The organism is Thermodesulfobium narugense DSM 14796 (assembly GCF_000212395.1).
Taxonomy (GTDB): domain Bacteria; phylum Thermodesulfobiota; class Thermodesulfobiia; order Thermodesulfobiales; family Thermodesulfobiaceae; genus Thermodesulfobium; species Thermodesulfobium narugense.
This window is the reverse complement of record NC_015499.1, coordinates 1,075,001-1,090,246: the sequence shown is the minus strand read 5'-3', so window position 1 is coordinate 1,090,246 and position 15,246 is coordinate 1,075,001. Positions and strand designations below refer to the sequence as shown.

At 33.0% G+C, this 15,246-nt stretch carries 16 protein-coding genes and 1 riboswitch (1 of these 17 running past the window's edge); of the genes, 6 read left to right on the top strand and 10 right to left on the bottom strand.

Going from position 1 to position 15,246, the window contains the following annotated elements; translation table 11 throughout:
* The first annotated feature begins 148 nt into the window (after positions 1–148).
* From THENA_RS05490 to THENA_RS10025, 4 genes are all read left to right on the top strand, one after another.
* Positions 149–1,264, top strand: a complete 1,116-nt coding sequence (locus tag THENA_RS05490) for a PDZ domain-containing protein (RefSeq protein ID WP_013756420.1) — start codon at positions 149–151, stop codon at positions 1,262–1,264.
* 25 nt (positions 1,265–1,289) lie between these two features.
* Positions 1,290–1,562, top strand: a complete 273-nt coding sequence (locus tag THENA_RS05485; protein ID WP_013756419.1) for a hypothetical protein — start codon at positions 1,290–1,292, stop codon at positions 1,560–1,562.
* A complete protein-coding gene (locus tag THENA_RS10030) occupies positions 1,501–1,689 on the top strand; it encodes a nucleotidyl transferase AbiEii/AbiGii toxin family protein (RefSeq protein WP_218914874.1) in 189 nt (62 codons plus the stop codon). Before THENA_RS05485 ends, THENA_RS10030 begins: the two co-directional genes overlap by 62 nt.
* A 160-nt stretch (positions 1,690–1,849) precedes the next feature.
* Positions 1,850–2,125, top strand: coding sequence for a hypothetical protein (locus THENA_RS10025; RefSeq protein ID WP_218914873.1), 276 nt, complete (start codon positions 1,850–1,852; stop codon positions 2,123–2,125).
* Here the strand turns inward: THENA_RS10025 and THENA_RS05475 are convergent.
* Entirely contained in the window at positions 2,122–2,577 is a 456-nt protein-coding gene (locus THENA_RS05475) for an Lrp/AsnC family transcriptional regulator (RefSeq protein WP_013756418.1), read from the bottom strand. The genes THENA_RS10025 and THENA_RS05475 overlap by 4 nt on opposite strands.
* A gap of 201 nt (positions 2,578–2,778) precedes the next feature.
* Between THENA_RS05475 and THENA_RS05470 the strand changes: the two genes are divergently transcribed.
* Positions 2,779–3,495 carry a sulfite exporter TauE/SafE family protein gene (locus THENA_RS05470; RefSeq protein WP_013756417.1) on the top strand — a complete coding sequence of 239 codons (717 nt, stop codon included), beginning with the start codon at positions 2,779–2,781 and terminating at the stop codon, positions 3,493–3,495.
* Positions 3,496–3,508: 13 nt separating this feature from the next.
* Here THENA_RS05470 and THENA_RS05465 read toward each other — a convergent pair whose 3' ends face one another.
* From THENA_RS05465 to THENA_RS05430, 8 genes are all read right to left on the bottom strand, one after another.
* Positions 3,509–5,674 (bottom strand): EAL domain-containing protein, encoded by a 2,166-nt coding sequence (locus THENA_RS05465; protein ID WP_013756416.1) that lies wholly within the window; start codon positions 5,672–5,674, stop codon positions 3,509–3,511.
* A gap of 119 nt (positions 5,675–5,793) precedes the next feature.
* Positions 5,794–6,069 carry a hypothetical protein gene (locus THENA_RS05460; protein WP_041437945.1) on the bottom strand — a complete coding sequence of 92 codons (276 nt, stop codon included), beginning with the start codon at positions 6,067–6,069 and terminating at the stop codon, positions 5,794–5,796.
* Positions 6,070–6,114: 45 nt separating this feature from the next.
* Positions 6,115–7,992, bottom strand: a complete 1,878-nt coding sequence (locus tag THENA_RS05455) for a proton-conducting transporter transmembrane domain-containing protein (protein ID WP_013756415.1) — start codon at positions 7,990–7,992, stop codon at positions 6,115–6,117.
* On the bottom strand, positions 7,989–8,456 hold the full coding sequence (locus THENA_RS05450; RefSeq protein WP_013756414.1) for an NADH ubiquinone dehydrogenase: 468 nt from the start codon (positions 8,454–8,456) through the stop codon (positions 7,989–7,991). Before THENA_RS05450 ends, THENA_RS05455 begins: the two co-directional genes overlap by 4 nt.
* A gap of 21 nt (positions 8,457–8,477) precedes the next feature.
* Positions 8,478–9,713: a hydrogenase large subunit gene (locus THENA_RS05445; protein WP_013756413.1), complete on the bottom strand. Its 1,236-nt coding sequence runs from the start codon at positions 9,711–9,713 to the stop codon at positions 8,478–8,480.
* Positions 9,710–11,086, bottom strand: coding sequence for a proton-conducting transporter transmembrane domain-containing protein (locus tag THENA_RS05440; protein WP_013756412.1), 1,377 nt, complete (start codon positions 11,084–11,086; stop codon positions 9,710–9,712). Before THENA_RS05440 ends, THENA_RS05445 begins: the two co-directional genes overlap by 4 nt.
* Positions 11,083–11,706 (bottom strand): hydrogenase 4 membrane component (E)-like protein, encoded by a 624-nt coding sequence (locus THENA_RS05435; protein ID WP_013756411.1) that lies wholly within the window; start codon positions 11,704–11,706, stop codon positions 11,083–11,085. The genes THENA_RS05440 and THENA_RS05435 overlap by 4 nt, the downstream gene beginning before the upstream one ends.
* A gap of 8 nt (positions 11,707–11,714) precedes the next feature.
* A complete protein-coding gene (locus THENA_RS05430) occupies positions 11,715–12,677 on the bottom strand; it encodes a respiratory chain complex I subunit 1 family protein (protein WP_013756410.1) in 963 nt (320 codons plus the stop codon).
* Positions 12,678–12,730: 53 nt separating this feature from the next.
* Positions 12,731–12,793, bottom strand: a riboswitch (Fluoride riboswitch).
* A gap of 105 nt (positions 12,794–12,898) precedes the next feature.
* On the opposite strand from THENA_RS05430, the gene THENA_RS05425 reads away from it, so the two are divergent.
* Positions 12,899–13,756, top strand: a complete 858-nt coding sequence (locus THENA_RS05425) for an NAD(P)-dependent oxidoreductase (RefSeq protein ID WP_013756409.1) — start codon at positions 12,899–12,901, stop codon at positions 13,754–13,756.
* Positions 13,757–13,942: 186 nt separating this feature from the next.
* On the opposite strand, the gene THENA_RS05420 is transcribed toward THENA_RS05425, so the two are convergent.
* Positions 13,943–15,246 carry the 3' portion of an ISNCY family transposase gene (locus THENA_RS05420; protein WP_154645285.1) on the bottom strand. The gene runs 82 nt beyond the window's last position, so 1,304 of the gene's 1,386 nt are visible here — the last part of the coding sequence; its start codon lies beyond the right edge, outside the window; its stop codon occupies positions 13,943–13,945.

Sequence of the window (15,246 nt, the reverse complement as noted above, 5' to 3'; positions counted from 1 at the left end):
TAGTAATATAACTAAATGGATGGCATTTTTCTAAGTGCTGTCCATTTTTTATTTTATACTAGCATAGTTATTAAAATAACTAATAACATTTGCATTTTTTATAGTTTTATGCTAATATTGTTTTGGTCAACTTTGAGGGAGGTACTATATGAGGACGAGGGCTAAGATTTTAATTTTTTTATTTGCATTTTTAATGATTTTTTCGAGTATATCCTTTGCTGCAGAACTAAATTCAAAAGACTTACAATGGGAACCAAAATGGTATAGACCTAAAATATTACCTTCAGTAGAATTGGCAAGGTCTGTTCTTGCAAACTTAATGGCATCTCAAAAGTTTTCTACTTGGTTAGGATATAATCCTTCAAAAATAGATGTTGATAAGTACGGTTTAAGAATTTTTGGAACTTATGAAAAACTAAGCGAGACTGTCATCATAAATCTTGCTGATCTTAAAGCGACATATCTTTACTATCTACCTAATCTTGATAGAGTTTATAAATGGTGTGTTGTAATTGTGCCACACAATCTAAATGCAAATATTCAATACCTTAGAGCTCTTGACTTAGAGACTTCACAAAATCTTATTGATGTACTAGATACAATGGCTATTGCAGCGGGCTCAAATCTTTATAGTTCTTCGGGTATTATTTTCTATACTGATGATAAAGAAATAGAAAAATTAAAAAAGGATATTGGTTGGAATGAGGGTTACGGAGCATTTGTTAAATTAGTAGAAGCTAATTCTCCCGCTGATGTATCTGGATTTAAGCCTGGTGATGTAATAGTTGAATTAAACGGTGAAAGGGTAAAGGATAATAGCTTTACTATGGATATCCAAAAGGTTTTAGAAGGTAAAGAGAGTGTACAATTTGATGTTAAGGTTTATAGAAACAAAGCTTTTCAAAATCTTTCTCTTACTGTGCCAAATTTTAATTACGGAAAAGATAAGTTGCTTCTTAGCTTGAATCAACAAAGTTCACAGATCCCAGCAAATAAGGTAAATCTTGGAATTCATGTAAAGCCGGATACATATACATCTGGATCCAATGTAAACTATGTTGGTTTGAAAGTTTTAAAATTAGATCCAAATGGATTAGCTGAAGAGTCTGGGATTAAAGTAGGAGATATAATTTTAGAGATCAATGACAAACCAGTTAGAGATACGGCTTCTATGGCAAGTATTATCTCAAATGAGATCCCTGTTAAGTTTAAAGTCTTAAGAAACGGCGAAATTCTTACGCTTGATGCTGCACAGAGCTTTTAGAAATATTGTGTTAAAATCATATTAAATGGGCAAGAAGATTAATGAAAAAATTTATAGATGGGATGAAATAAATTCTGATCAAGAAATACTAATCAGAAAGATGCTTTATGCTGATCCAGGAGATATCTTATCTAAATATAGTGAAGGCATTTTAAAAGATGTTTTTTTGAGAAATATTCATCGATTTAAAAGGAAAAATAGGAGCTTTTGGAAATTAATTTTAGGAGTATCAGACGATGAAGTTGACAAGGCAACAGCTAAGTGCTTTAGAAGTAGTTCTGAGTTATGGGATAGATGAGGGTTTTTATCTGACAGGAGGGACTGCTCTTACAATAAAGTATAATCACAGGCATTCTGAAGATTTTGTTTTTTTTACCATTCCAGGTTTTAATTTTGATGTTTTCAAACTTTCAAAAAAAAATTGACAGGCTAAACCGTATGTTGGTTGGAAAACATTAAAGATATTGCAATTTTTGAAGTTTTTAAAGTTAAATTTTATTTTTTTGAATTTCCTTATCCATTAATTAAAAAATTAAATTATGATAAGAATTTAAAAATTTCACTTGCTTCAGATGAAGATATAGCATGTATGAAAGCATTGGCGATTACACAAAGAGAGGAAGCAAAAAAGATTTTTTTGATTTATGGTATCTAATGAAGAAAAATTTTTGGGATCTATTTACCTTAAGAGAGTTTTTAAGAATAAAGTATAAAAATTTCAATTTTGGTATTTTTTTAAAGGCTTTAACATATTTTGAAGACGCTGATAAAGAAAATTTTGTTGACATTGATCCAAAATGGTATGCCATAAAAGATTTTTTTAAAACAAGCGTAAAAAACAAAAACTGGATGAAACTCTAAATTAAAATTGAACCTCTTTCTTTAAACCTTTTGATAATTATTTCCGATCTAACATTTTTTACTCCATCTAGTGCTTTTAAGCTTTCTATGAATTGTCCAGCAAGGATTTGGTCTTCAAAAAGAGCATGAACGTGTAAGTGTGGGAATGAGCTCATTTGGTATATATTGGTTATTTCTTCTCTCTTTAATAATTCTTCAACTACTTGATTGATTCTGAGCCAGTCTGCTTCAATCTCAAAATACATTGATATATTTTTTCCAGCTTTTAGAGGATTTATTATTATGGTAAATTTATCTATTATCCCGTTTTCTATAAGCTTATTTACTCTCTCCCTAACTGCTGCTCTGGTAAGATTTATCATCCTGCCAAGTTCTGCATTACTTAGTCGCCCGTTTTCCGAGAGATATTTTAAGATCTGCCTATCTACTTCGTCTAAATTTTTGAAATGCATCTTCACTCCTTAGTTTATAATCTTATTTGATTGAAATTATTCTAACAGAAATTTTGTTCTAATTAACTAATCTTTTTTATTTTCTCTTACAAAGTAAAATAAATTTATTTGTATTGACTACAATGTATAAAATATTTTATACTTATGTTATAAGTCAATTAAAGGCGGTGTGTTAATATTCTTGTTTATTTAATTTTATTTGTGGTTTCTTTTTTGGCAGGAATCCAAAATGCTCTTGCTGGTGGGGGTTCTTTTTTAACGCTTCCTACTCTTATGTTTACTGGCTTAAATGCAAGAGCTGCAAATATTACATCAACTATAGCGCTTTTTCCTGGTCAAATTACAACAGGACTTGCTGGCAAAAAACACGTTTCTGATTTGCCCCGTGTCTCATTTAAAGTTTTGTTTTTAATTAGTTTGATTGGAGGTATTATTGGCGCATTTTTGTTGATTAAAACACCAGTTAAGGTTTTTGAGTATCTTGTGCCATGGCTGGTTCTTTTTGCTACGCTTGTATTTGTTTGGGGAAGTTATTTCAGGAAAAATACTGAATCAGGTTCTTATATTTCTCCAATAAAAACAATTTTTTCACAATTTATAATAGCAATTTATGGGGGTTATTTCGGAGGGGGGATTGGTATTTTGATGCTTGCTGCTCTTACTCTTTCAGGTCTTCCTGTAAGAAATGCAGGCGCTACAAAGAACGTTTTAGCTGCTGTAATGAATGCATCAGCGGTGGCAGTCTTTCTCTTTTCAAAGGATATTGCTTGGACTCAGGCGTTAGTAGCATCTGTTGGCGCAATTATTGGAGGACAAGTCGGGGCGTATGTTCTACACAAGGTAAATGAAAAAATACTTAGAGCGTTTATTATAATTCTGGGATTTGCTCTTGCAATAGGTTTATTTCTAAAAACCTAGAATTATATATATTTCAGTTTTTTGGTACCATACAAAAACTTTCAATTTCTAGATTATCAACCAAACTGTTTAGTTTAAATGCGCGTTTTTTAAGCTTTTCTAAATCTTTGTAAAGAATTTTTTCATTAGGCAATTCACTTATTAGTTTTTCAGTTATTTTGTGTAAAGCTACATGATTGGTCTCAATGTCCTTAAATATCTTAAAGTTTTTATATTTTTCAATGTTAGAGTAGTACCACTTTCCAAATGCACAATTTTTGTAATCTTTCAAAACATATAGATTCTCTCCAAATTTTTTTTCTTGAACAATGCTTTCAATTCTTTTGATAAATCTATAAATTTCATATTTAGCCCTTATTAGATCAAAGTCCATTGTTTTTGTGCTCTTTCTTAAAAAGTCTAAAAGAGTATTGTCTAACTTAAAGTTTTTTATAAAGGAAATAAAGTTTTTCAAAGGTATAGGTTTTGACAAAAAATAACCCTGTAAGAAATGGCAGTTTAAGTGGTTGAAGGCAAAAAATAAGAATTCGTTTTCAATTCCTTCTGCGGTGATATCAAAGTTTAAGCTATTTAACATATTAATTATTGAAGAAACGAGTGTTGCGAGTTTGTAATCCTTCTCGTAATTTAATACAAAGCTTGAATCTATCTTGATGTTTTTAAAATTAAAACGGTTTAAATATGACAAAGACGAGTATCCTGTTCCAAAGTCATCCATATTGAAATATATTCCAATTTTTCCAAGTTCTTCAATGTATTTTTTGGTTCGTTCTACATTTGAGAGGGCTATTGATTCAGTGATTTCAAACCTATAATGATTTGGGTTAATATTTTTTTTATAAAATATCTTTTTAAAATTTTCCAAGAAGTTATCTGACAAAAATGTTTTGCTGGTGAGATTGGCTGATATGGACATGTTTATGTTATGATCTTGAAGGGTTTTTAGATCGTTTAGGCTTTTCTCTATAACGTAGTAGTCAATTTTTTCTATTAAGTCGGACTCTTCGGCAAAAGGTATAAAGGCATAAGGCGATAAAATGCCCCTCTCATTGTGTCTCCACCTAATAAGAGCTTCGGCGTGGTTTATAGATTTGGAACTTATTTCGAAAATAGGCTGATAAAATAATTCAAATTCAAATCTTTCTATAGCTTGAGTTATTTCAGTATGAAGGTGTAGCTTATTTTCAAATTCTTTCTGAATTGATTCGCTATAGAAAACGCACTGACCCTTTCCAATCTGCTTTGCTTTTACGCATGATGCTTGAGCAAAACTAATTATTGAATCTGGCTTGTTTGAATCCACAGGATACATGGAAACGCCGATACAGCCAGATAGCTTAACTTTATTGGAATTAATATTGAACTCTTTATTTTTTATTTTAATATTAAGTTCTTTTATATAATCTGTTGCGTTTTCAGATGTTTTGTTAAGTGAAATTATTGCAAATTCGTCAGAACCAAAATAGCACACATAATCTTCCTTCTTACAAACATCTTGCTCTAAGAATTGTCCAAAATCCTTTAATAAAAGATCGCCATTTTCTATTCCATAAAGCGTATTTAAATATGCAAAGTTGTCTAAATCAATATAAACCACTATAAAGTTGTTTTTATTTGTTGCAAGTTCATTTAATTTATCATAAAAACCCTTTGTATTTAAAAGTCCTGTTTTTGAATCGTGAAACATAAGATATTTAATTTTTTTATCTTTATCTTCTATGTCTGAAATATCTATAAAGAAACTTGTATAATAAATTATTTTGCCCTCATTGTCTTTTATTATGCTAATTGTTATGATTTCTGGATATATAGTTCCATCTTTCCTTTTATTGTATATTTTTCCACTAAAGAAACCATCTTTTTTTAATTTCTTCCACATATCTGAGTAAAATTCCTTTGAGTGCATATCTGATTTTAGTATTGAGGGGTTCTGACCAATTGTTTCTTCTCGGGAATAACCGGTGATTTTGGTAAAGGCAGGATTGGTATAAATGATTTTATTATCTGAGTCGGTTATTACAATGCCTTGAATAGATCTGCTTAATACGTCTTCCAAAAGAAATTTTTCTTTCATATTTTCTATTATGCTTAAGACAACGCCAAATGTGCTGGCAAGATTGGACAATATTTCTATCTTTCTAGTGGTAAAAAAGCCTATTTCGTCAGAATATATGCTCAAAATCCCTGAGATTTTATCATTTGGTAAGATTGGAAATACTGTAACTGAATTAAGGTTATACTCCCTAGCTTTTTCATATGCATATTCGAATCTTTTGTCTAGTAAGAGATTATTAACTATTAAAGGTTTTTTTCTTTAATTACGTTCAATAATGTCTGGAGCATTTTCTTTTTATAGTCAGCGTCCTGGTTTATGTATTCAGAAGCTGGGCCATATGGCTTGGAAAATAAAATATCGTTGTCTTTGATTAATCCGAGCCAGATAAGCCTAAGTTTGAAATCCTTTGCAATTATTTCTAAGAGTTTATCAATTAAAACCTCTGGTTTGTCAATATTTTGCAAAAAAATTTCGTTCGTTTTAGAAACTATTTCAAAAAAATTATCTTTTTGGGTCATAATATGATGATTATATTTAAATTTTTAATCAAATGTCAAATAATTTTATTTTATAATTTTAAAATACATCAAGGTTATAATAAATGCGCCTATTATGTATGCTATATACCAGTGGATGCTTGAGTTCATAATAGTCTTTGAGAAGAAAGAGCTTATCTTGTTAGAAAGCTTTGTGATAAATGAGTAAAATGTCTCTATTAAGTCTATACTGTAAACATAGGCTGTATCGCCTTCTCTTATTTCTTTAGTTTGATTGAGAGGCTTTAGGAGAGATTCTACTATAAATGAATAGGCGCCTATTTTAAACGATTCAGTGCTCAAAACCTCTAATCCTCCAACCCACGGTGACACCCTTTTTACATCTTTTTCCTTGCTCTTTAATTTCCAAAGAGCTACGAAAAATATAAAAATCATAATTGCGAATATTGTTGGAGACAAGACTCCAAAAATTGGCCTGCTTGATACTATCAAAAGAGGCTTCGGGACCGCCAAAAGGCCATCTAAGAATGTAGGATATCCGAGACAAATTACAATCAAAGGCGATATAAATCCTAAGGCGATAACCAGAAATATCAGGATAGCTTCAGAAATTTTCATCGTCAGCGATTCAATATTTATCACTTCTTTAGTTTTTGTTCCAAGTGCGCTAAATCCTATTAATTTTTTCATACCAAATGAGCTAAGACCTATTGCAAGAGTAATTAAAATTGCAGAAAAGGTTACGATTAATTTTAAAGATAAATCATCAATCTTGTAAGATTGGAAGAAGGTTTCGAGTAACATCCAATCGGATACAAAGCCTATCAGGGGAGGGAAGGCGCTTAGAGAAAGACCTGCGATAATTATGCCTAAGCCAGTTATCTTGCTTACATATTTGAAAACTCCTCCTACATTGTCAATTAGCTCTTCTGAAAAAGCCTCTTTTGCATGTCCTATTGAGAGAAAAAGAGCTGTCTTGGAAAACGAGTGTGAAATTATTATAAATAATGCAGTAAGCATGGCAAATTGCGATAGGTACTGAAGACTTTGTGTGTTTGCAGTTAAGTAAGCTATGCCTAAGCTTGCAAGTATCATGGAATTGTTCTCTATGGTAGAGTAAGCTGGCAATTTTTTAAGGCTCCTGGATCTAGCCGCCTGGAGTGCTCCCCAAAGAGCGCTAACAGAACCTAATAAAATGCTTATGATTGAAAATATTTCTATGTTTGGGTTTAAAGCAAATATTCTAAATATGCCATAAGTTCCTATTAGGGTAACTGGTACAGAAAGTATTGCAGCTACGTTTGAAGGAGATTTCGAGTATGTGGAGCTTATCCAGACGTGAAAGGGGATTATGTCCATTTTTATTATGAATGCTAGATAAGCAAAGCTCATAAATACAATATTGCCTACAGCATTCGCTATGATAAAGCTCCCAGTCTGAGCCCAAAGTGCGCCAAATGCAATAAAAAGAGCTATAGATGATGCTTCGCTAAATGCAAGAAAGCTAAATGCCTCTTTATATGTATTTTTTCTCTCAAGAATGCTAAAAAATATTGCTATGGTCATACATTCGAATGAAATCAAAAAGGTTATTGCATCTTGAGCTGTCAAGATAAAAAACATTGCAAGCATTGAAATATTTATAAAGAGTGCCATCTTCTTGCTAAATAGTTTGTTAAAGTCTATCGAATAAAATGCGATTATCCCAAAAGAGATAAAGGCTATTATCAAAAAGATTGAAGATGTCTTATCGATTCCAAGCCTCAACGATATATCTGGAAATAGCACAAGATTTAGAATATTTAGGGATCTTTCAAACCTCAATATGCCAACTGTTATTGAAAAAACAGATCCAAGCACAGCAAAAATGCAGCTTAATTTATTCTTAAAAAAAGAAATTATTCCAAGCAAAAAACAAACAACACTTAATGTATAAAATATCATTTTTTCTCATCACCTTTCATGAAGGCTAATATGTAGGAAAGCATTTCATCTCTTGAGACATCACCCTTAATATGGCCTATTACATTGGGTATATCGAAATTGTCAAAACTAAGGCCCAGGTCGTTGTTCTCAGTTAACAGTACGCCAAATGGTTCTGGCATTTGATTTATAGCTTCTAGCATTAGGGGGACCATTTTTTCAGTTGGCCTGCCTAAAACGATCAAAAGATCGGCCTCCCTTGGTGTTTGAGTAAAAAATATGCCAAGCCTGTGTAAATTGTATTTTGGCGACAAAAGCGCAAATATTTCAAAGTTTAAGGCATTATCATTTCCTACATCTATGCAAAATATGTGGATAGACCTCTTAAAAATATTTTTTATATATAGTTGCTTGAGATTTAATTTTGAAATATTTAATTTTTTTTCAGTATATTTTTTTGTTAAACCATAAATTGGCCAGAACAATTTTTTCCTCCTTGATATTTTTTATCTTGCACAGTCACAGAAAAATGCCCCAAAAGAATCGACTATAAAAGGAAAGTCTGTAAATATCTGTCCTACCAATGCCTTTTGGATAGCCCTAAATAGAAAGGTGGATGGTGTACTGATATATACATAGTCAATCTTTTGATCTTTGATCTCTACATAGTATGTTATCGTTCCACTTGCCGATTCACTTTGACCGATTCCTGAGTCTCTCTTTTGAGAAGTCTTTAGAGATTTTGGGCTTTCTGGTTGAGTTTCTTGAAGTAATTCTATCGATTCTTCTATGATTTCCAAAGACTGACTAACTTCTTTGGCTCTTACTATCATTCTGGCAAGCGAGTCTCCCTCTTCTTCCAATATGGGTTTGAAATTTTTTGTGGTTTTGCTAAATTCTCTAATATCAAGACTGTAATTCATCGCTTTAAGCGCTGGCCCATCAAAGCCAATGTTATAAAAATCTTCTATTGTTAGAATTCCTGTATTGTGAAGTCTGTCTAAATAATTTCTGCTGTCTAAACTGAAATTGTATATTTTCTTAAATTCATTTACTACTTTTTTTAGCTCTTCTAAGTAATTTAGGAAAAGCTCTTTCGGAAAATCTTTGACCTCTCCAACCCTCTTTATCTTCTTTAAGAAGGTGGAGTTAAAGTATTTTGAGTTTAAAGAAATGCATCTTTCGAACAAGTATAATAGATGAGAAGAATAAACTTTTTGGGCTGCTGATATAGAGAGCTTTGCAATAACATAAATATGATTATAAATTCTCTCTATTTCTAAGAATATTACCCTTAGAAGCTTTGAATAGTCGCTTAGCTCTATACCAAGGGCCTCTTCTATTGCCTGAGTAAATGCTACAGAGTGAGAAAATGCAAAGTTTGAGCAAACTGACTCTGCAAGAGGTATGGCCTCATCAAAAGATCGACCAACCATAAGATTTTCAATCTTTCGTGATTTATAGGTTTGGTCTATGTTTACTGCAAGCATTCTTTCACCATAAGTTTTAAGATGGTAGATTGAGCACTCCTGATTGGCTCCTGCTAAAGGACCTAGCCTGAAATTAAATACCTCTTCTGATGCAATGTTAGAATCTGTGTAAACATAATCTCTATCTCTAAGCCAGTCATAATACTTAAAGTCTGTTTTTTGAGATAGATCAACAAGCCCTATAAATGTGCCAGAGGATACAAGTAATTTTTCTGTATTATCTGAAGATATTATCCCTAAAAGTCTTTTCATTTTATTATTCCTCCAAGAAAGCTGTATAAAAATGGAATTGCAATCAAGAATAACAGGGACAAAGAAATACTTATCATAGGAATGTATACGAATTTGCTTTCAATAAAAGGTTTTTTGTCAGACTCACTGAACACCATGGATATGACTTTGTTGTTAATAAAGAGAAACGCAATGCACAAAAACGCAAACAGCACCGCTCCTGTGATATAGCCATATATTTGGATTACCTTTGATAGTATTATCAGCTCCCCCACAAAGGTAGCAAATGGTGGAGCTCCTGTCACAGCAAGAGAACCGAAGAAGAAGAATAAGCCTGTTTTTGGCATAAGGTTTATCATATTTTTTACATCTTCAATTTTTTTAGTTTTAAATCTGTGAAGTATGTTGCCAGTCAGCATAAAGGTTCCTGACTTTGCAAGGGCATGGGAGAAGATTAGAATTATAGCTCCAAAGAGACCAAAAGTTCCAAGGCTGATGCCAATCAAGGACATGCCCATATTTTCAATTGAAGAATAAGCAAACAGTCTCTTGTAAATTGTTTGTGAGCCTGCAATGATAGCTGCTGTAGCCACGCTAAGAAATCCTAAAGAAAATGCAAAGAGGCTAAGGTAGTAATTTGGAAATATTTCAAATATTCTAATCAAAGGATAAAGGGAGACTGGCAAGAGTACTGCAGAAAATATAGCGCTCACTGGTGCTGGAGCCTTTCCGTGAGCGTCAGGAAGCCATGTGTACATTGGGAAGATGCCCGCCTTAGTGCCGTATCCAATGATTGACAAGAGAGAGCCCAATAAAAATATGCTATCAGTTGGGTGGAGTTGCAATAAGCTAAATATGGATAGTGTTTTCTCGCTAGAGTATATAAATAGGGTAGCTATAAGAGATATTATTAAGCCAACTGACACAATTATTATATATCTGTATGCTGCCTCGACTGCAATTGAGTCGTTTTGGGTAGATACTAGGAGAGCGCTAGTAAAGGTTGTGGCTTCAATTCCTACCCAAATTAAGCCAAGGTTGTTCAATACAACTGATGCAAATAGAGCTGAGACGAAGATATTCAATAAACTAAAATACTGATGAACTTTTATCAGTTTGTTTTCAATGTGATTGATATATTCTATGGAAAAAATTACAACGCTTAAATATACAATTGATATCATTAGAGAGAATACCTTGGAAAGATTGTCAACGTATAGGTAGTTGTTTTGTACAGTTGGCTCCCAAAATCCTACAATGACTGATAATATACAAAGCACAGAGGACGCAATAGAAATGGTTTTTGCAAATCTTTTAAATGCAAAAAAGCCAATAATTGATGCAATAAAAGAAATTAGACAGGGTAGTAGATAAATAAATTCAAAATTAATCATCCGTATAGCTCCTCCTCATTGTCTATATTTTCCTTTCTGAGCCTCATTATTATGGAGCTAACCAAGACAATTCCCAATATATCGAGTACTATGCCTGCCTCTACTATGAAAGGGAGTCCACTGAAGATATATCCAAAAAGAAAGATAGAGTTCTCCATTACCAAATATCCAATCAACTGATTGTACGCATTTGACTTTGAAATAATCAGAAAAGCACCTTGTAGCATGAGGGTGATGGGGATAGATTCCAGAACTGAGCCAGAATTTGACAGAGCTATTGAATATAGCCCATAACTAAAAAGCGCAAGACAGATAGAAATGATGATCGAAAGGCTCACGCCAAGTGGATTTTTCGACTCTCTAACTCTCCAAATATCCTTTTTAATCGTTTTTAAAAGATATCGAGGGATAAAAATGGCTCTGGTTAAGATGGTTAAAATTGCAAGAATTATTAAAGTAGGCTCTCTATTTATAATGCCTATGGCAAGAAGAAAAATCCCCAATATCCATGAAGAAAGATCAAAGGTTTTTATTGTAGTGGAAATATAAGATTGCCACTGCATAAAAACTATCAGTATTATCTGTATAAATCCAACCAGTATAAATATATTATTTTGCATTTTCTACCTCACATTTTCGTGATATAAAAGACTATCATTGCAATAAGTGCAAAGGCGAAGCCTACCGATATGAAATCAAATATTTTCATCAATCTATACTTTGAAAGGGTAGTGTTTATAAGGGCGAAGATAAAGATTAGAATTAACATCTTGAAAAAGTTAATGAACATGTATATAAGAACATTTAATATATTCATTTGCATTGGCACAAAGAATGGGAATGTGAACACGTTTATAAACACGTTCATTAACAAGAAGGCTTTTATATAGCTTCCCCATTTATTTAGAGCAAGCTCTTTCCCTGAATATTCAAGATTTAGAGATTGATCTATCATGCCAAGCTCGTTGCTAGAATCAGATTCAATAGGCAAGCTACCTGTCTCGATGATCAGAAGAAAAAAGAATGCCGCTGCAATAAAGATATGTGTTAGTGAAAAGTACCACAAATTAGATGTTTGGAGTATGTTGTTAATTACATAAGGATTATTCGTTCCAGATATTACTCCGAACATTATAAATATGAGTAATAATATAGGTTCTGTGAAGACCCCAATTGATGATGCTCTGGATGCACCAAGAATAGAATAATTGTTTCTTGTGTCAAGGGCTGCTATCTTTTTTAATGTAGATGCTGCTGCGAAAATTAACCCACCTCCTATAAAGTCAACCACTGGACCGAAAGTAAGAGGAAAGGCAGTAATGATAGGCAATACAAGAGTCAATAATAGATACATTGCAAAGGTTAGATATGGCGTGATCTCGAAAAGGACCGATGTGGTGATAGGATATGTACTTTGTTTTTTGAAAAATTTAAAGAGGTTGTAATACTCTTGAAAGATTGATGGACCAATTTTTGATTCTATTCTTTCTTCAACCTTTCTGAGTATGCCTATTGCAAGGGGAGCAAGGGTTACAACGTAAATTAATTGGACAAAAGATAGGGCTAAGAGCTCAAAATCTTTACTAAGCATAATTTTTGCCTTTTTGACAAGTGAAAGTCATTGGCGTTTCAACTCCTTAACAAAATATACTAGGAGTCATCAGCCATCTATGGGGCATTACGGTGAACTCCATCACCGATATTTTTTTATAACACAAAAGAAACTTTGTTGTCAATATAAATTGAAAAAATGAAATTTTAATACTTTTGTTATAAAATTTAATATATAAATAAGTTTTGGAGGTGAATGTTGTGAATATTGGTTTTATAGGACTTGGAATTATGGGTTCTGGAATGGCAAACAATTTATTAAAGTCAGGATTTAATATGTATGTCTTTAACCGTACAAGAGAAAAGGCAAAAGAATTAGAAGATAATGGGGCTAAATTTTGCAGCACTCCAAAAGAACTTGCTGAAAAGAGCGACTTAATTTTCATGATGTTAACCGATGTGAGAGCGTGTAGGGCTGTGAGTGAAGATAAGGATGGATTTTTAGAAAGCTTAAGCAAAGGTAAGGTTGTAGTGAATTTTAGTACAGTTCATCCAAATTATTCTTTGGAGCTACGCGAAATGGTTAAAGAAAAGGAGGCTATGTTTTTGGAATCTCCTGTTTTAGGAAGCAAGATTCCTGCGCAGAAAGGTGAACTTGTAATTCTTTCTGCTGGTGATAAAGAGGCTTTTGAAATTTGTACAGATGCTTTTGAAAAGATCTCAAAGAAAGCGATGTATCTGGGCGATGTTCCGAAGGCATCCTATGTGAAGGTCGTGAACAACGAGGCTTTTGCTACTTCTTTGACAGCTTATCTTGAAGGCTTAGCCTTCGCTAAGAAAATAGGCCTTGACCCAGAGATGGTATTTAACATATTAAATTCTGGTGCTCTCTCAAATCCTTATTTTGAATTTAAAGTTAAGAAAGTATTGAATGATGACTTTGAAACTCATTTCTCTTTTGAAAATATGAAAAAGGATTTGGGTTATGCTCTTAGCGTTGCGGACGAGTTTAAATGCTATTGCCCTACTTTGGCCGCAGTTAATGAAATTTTTAAAAAGGGTTTAAATAAGCATGCAAAAGAAGATATGAGCGCTGTTTATAAGATTTTTGATGAATAACCCCTCCCTCCCCTTGACACCTCCCTTTACCCTTGTTTATAATATTTACCCGTTGTTCTTGAACCTTGAGAGATTAACTTTTGGGAAGTAGATTTTAACTTTGTTTTAACGACCTTTTAACTTTCATTTAAGGTAATTAAAAACCCTTATGTCAAGGGACACTGATTTTGTCACTACAAAAGTAAATTAATGAGACACTGATTTTGTCACCCCTCTTTCATCAACTAATGATGAATTGTCATTGCTATTTGAATTTGAATTAGAACTTGAATTAGAATTTGAATTAGGTCTTTTAAACTTGTTGATAACCATATGACGCCAGGGGTGGTCTGCAGCAGGTATATAAGGTTTTTTGGTTGAAGTGTTTTTAGAGCCATTCTTTACTTTTTCTTTAGGTGGTATGAGTAATTCTTGTAGTAAGTAATATTTATCAGCGTATAATGCGCTGAATGATCCATCTAGATGAGTTAGAACTTTTACTGTACTTTTAGGAGTTAAAGGTATTACCTTGCCATTAGAATCTACTAATTGATAAATATGACCCAGGTAAGATATATAAGAGCCGTGAGATGCCTTGCGTTCTTGATGCCATGATAGAATCTCTTCTAGTTTGTCTAATGAAGGGCAAGGGCTATAAGTTAACTTGGGGTTATCTGGAACAACAGCGAACCTTTGATTAAACCTTTTAATAAAGTCTGGTAGAAATTCATTTGCTGCTTCAATAGTAGATATACCTGCCATACGCAGTTCAATTGTTAGTCTCTTTTGTAATGTGCCCCAAAGACGTTCAATACGTCCTTTGGCCTGTGGAGAACGAGCGGGTATATGTCTAATCCCTAATTCTGAAATAGCTCTGCCAAACTGAGTTAAGGGAACAGTTTGCCCAGATAATTCTTCTGAAATTGATAACTTATCCTCTTTAGGTGAAAAGAAAATGGTATGACGATCACTGTATATGCTTTTAGGTATTCCAAAGTTCTGTGCTACTTGTTGAATAAGTTTTAAGTAACCAAAAAGACATTCATGAAGTTCAAAATGTAATCCCTGAACCTTACTAGTAGCATCATCAATAGAACCGTGCAAAGAAAGCATTGGTCCTCTATCTTCAAGCCATTCAAAAGGACTGGCGTCTATTTGAGAAAGTAGACCTTCCTGAGGTAAACGTTTACGTGACCTCTTAAGCTTAGATGACCTGTGCGTATGACTTAATGGAATATTATTTTTCTTTAAGATACGATTTACTGTCTTGGATGAAACATCTATGTTATAAAACTCTTCAAGTATTTCAGCTATTTGCTGACAACTGGCATTGTGAAGACTATCCTGAGCTAATTTAACAATCCTTTCTCTAGTTTCTTTAGGTATTCTCTGTTTTGATTCTCTGCCTCTATTTTTGTGAACCAGACCAGTAACGCCTTCTGTTTTCACCCTCTCCTTCAAACGAATAATTTGACGTTTACTTAAGCCTAAAACTTCAGCTGCCTGTCTAT

What these genes read in the sequence shown, in the direction of transcription:
- THENA_RS05490 (WP_013756420.1), top strand. Translation starts at nt 149, where the DNA reads ATGAGGACGAGGGCTAAGATTTTAATTTTTTTATTTGCATTTTTAATG.
- THENA_RS05485 (WP_013756419.1), top strand. Translation starts at nt 1,290, where the DNA reads ATGGGCAAGAAGATTAATGAAAAAATTTATAGATGGGATGAAATAAAT.
- THENA_RS10030 (WP_218914874.1), top strand. Translation starts at nt 1,501, where the DNA reads ATGAAGTTGACAAGGCAACAGCTAAGTGCTTTAGAAGTAGTTCTGAGT.
- THENA_RS10025 (WP_218914873.1), top strand. Translation starts at nt 1,850, where the DNA reads ATGTATGAAAGCATTGGCGATTACACAAAGAGAGGAAGCAAAAAAGAT.
- THENA_RS05475 (WP_013756418.1), bottom strand. Translation starts at nt 2,577, where the DNA reads ATGCATTTCAAAAATTTAGACGAAGTAGATAGGCAGATCTTAAAATAT.
- THENA_RS05460 (WP_041437945.1), bottom strand. Translation starts at nt 6,069, where the DNA reads ATGACCCAAAAAGATAATTTTTTTGAAATAGTTTCTAAAACGAACGAA.
- THENA_RS05455 (WP_013756415.1), bottom strand. Translation starts at nt 7,992, where the DNA reads ATGATATTTTATACATTAAGTGTTGTTTGTTTTTTGCTTGGAATAATT.
- THENA_RS05445 (WP_013756413.1), bottom strand. Translation starts at nt 9,713, where the DNA reads ATGAAAAGACTTTTAGGGATAATATCTTCAGATAATACAGAAAAATTA.
- THENA_RS05440 (WP_013756412.1), bottom strand. Translation starts at nt 11,086, where the DNA reads ATGATTAATTTTGAATTTATTTATCTACTACCCTGTCTAATTTCTTTT.
- THENA_RS05435 (WP_013756411.1), bottom strand. Translation starts at nt 11,706, where the DNA reads ATGCAAAATAATATATTTATACTGGTTGGATTTATACAGATAATACTG.
- THENA_RS05430 (WP_013756410.1), bottom strand. Translation starts at nt 12,677, where the DNA reads ATGCTTAGTAAAGATTTTGAGCTCTTAGCCCTATCTTTTGTCCAATTA.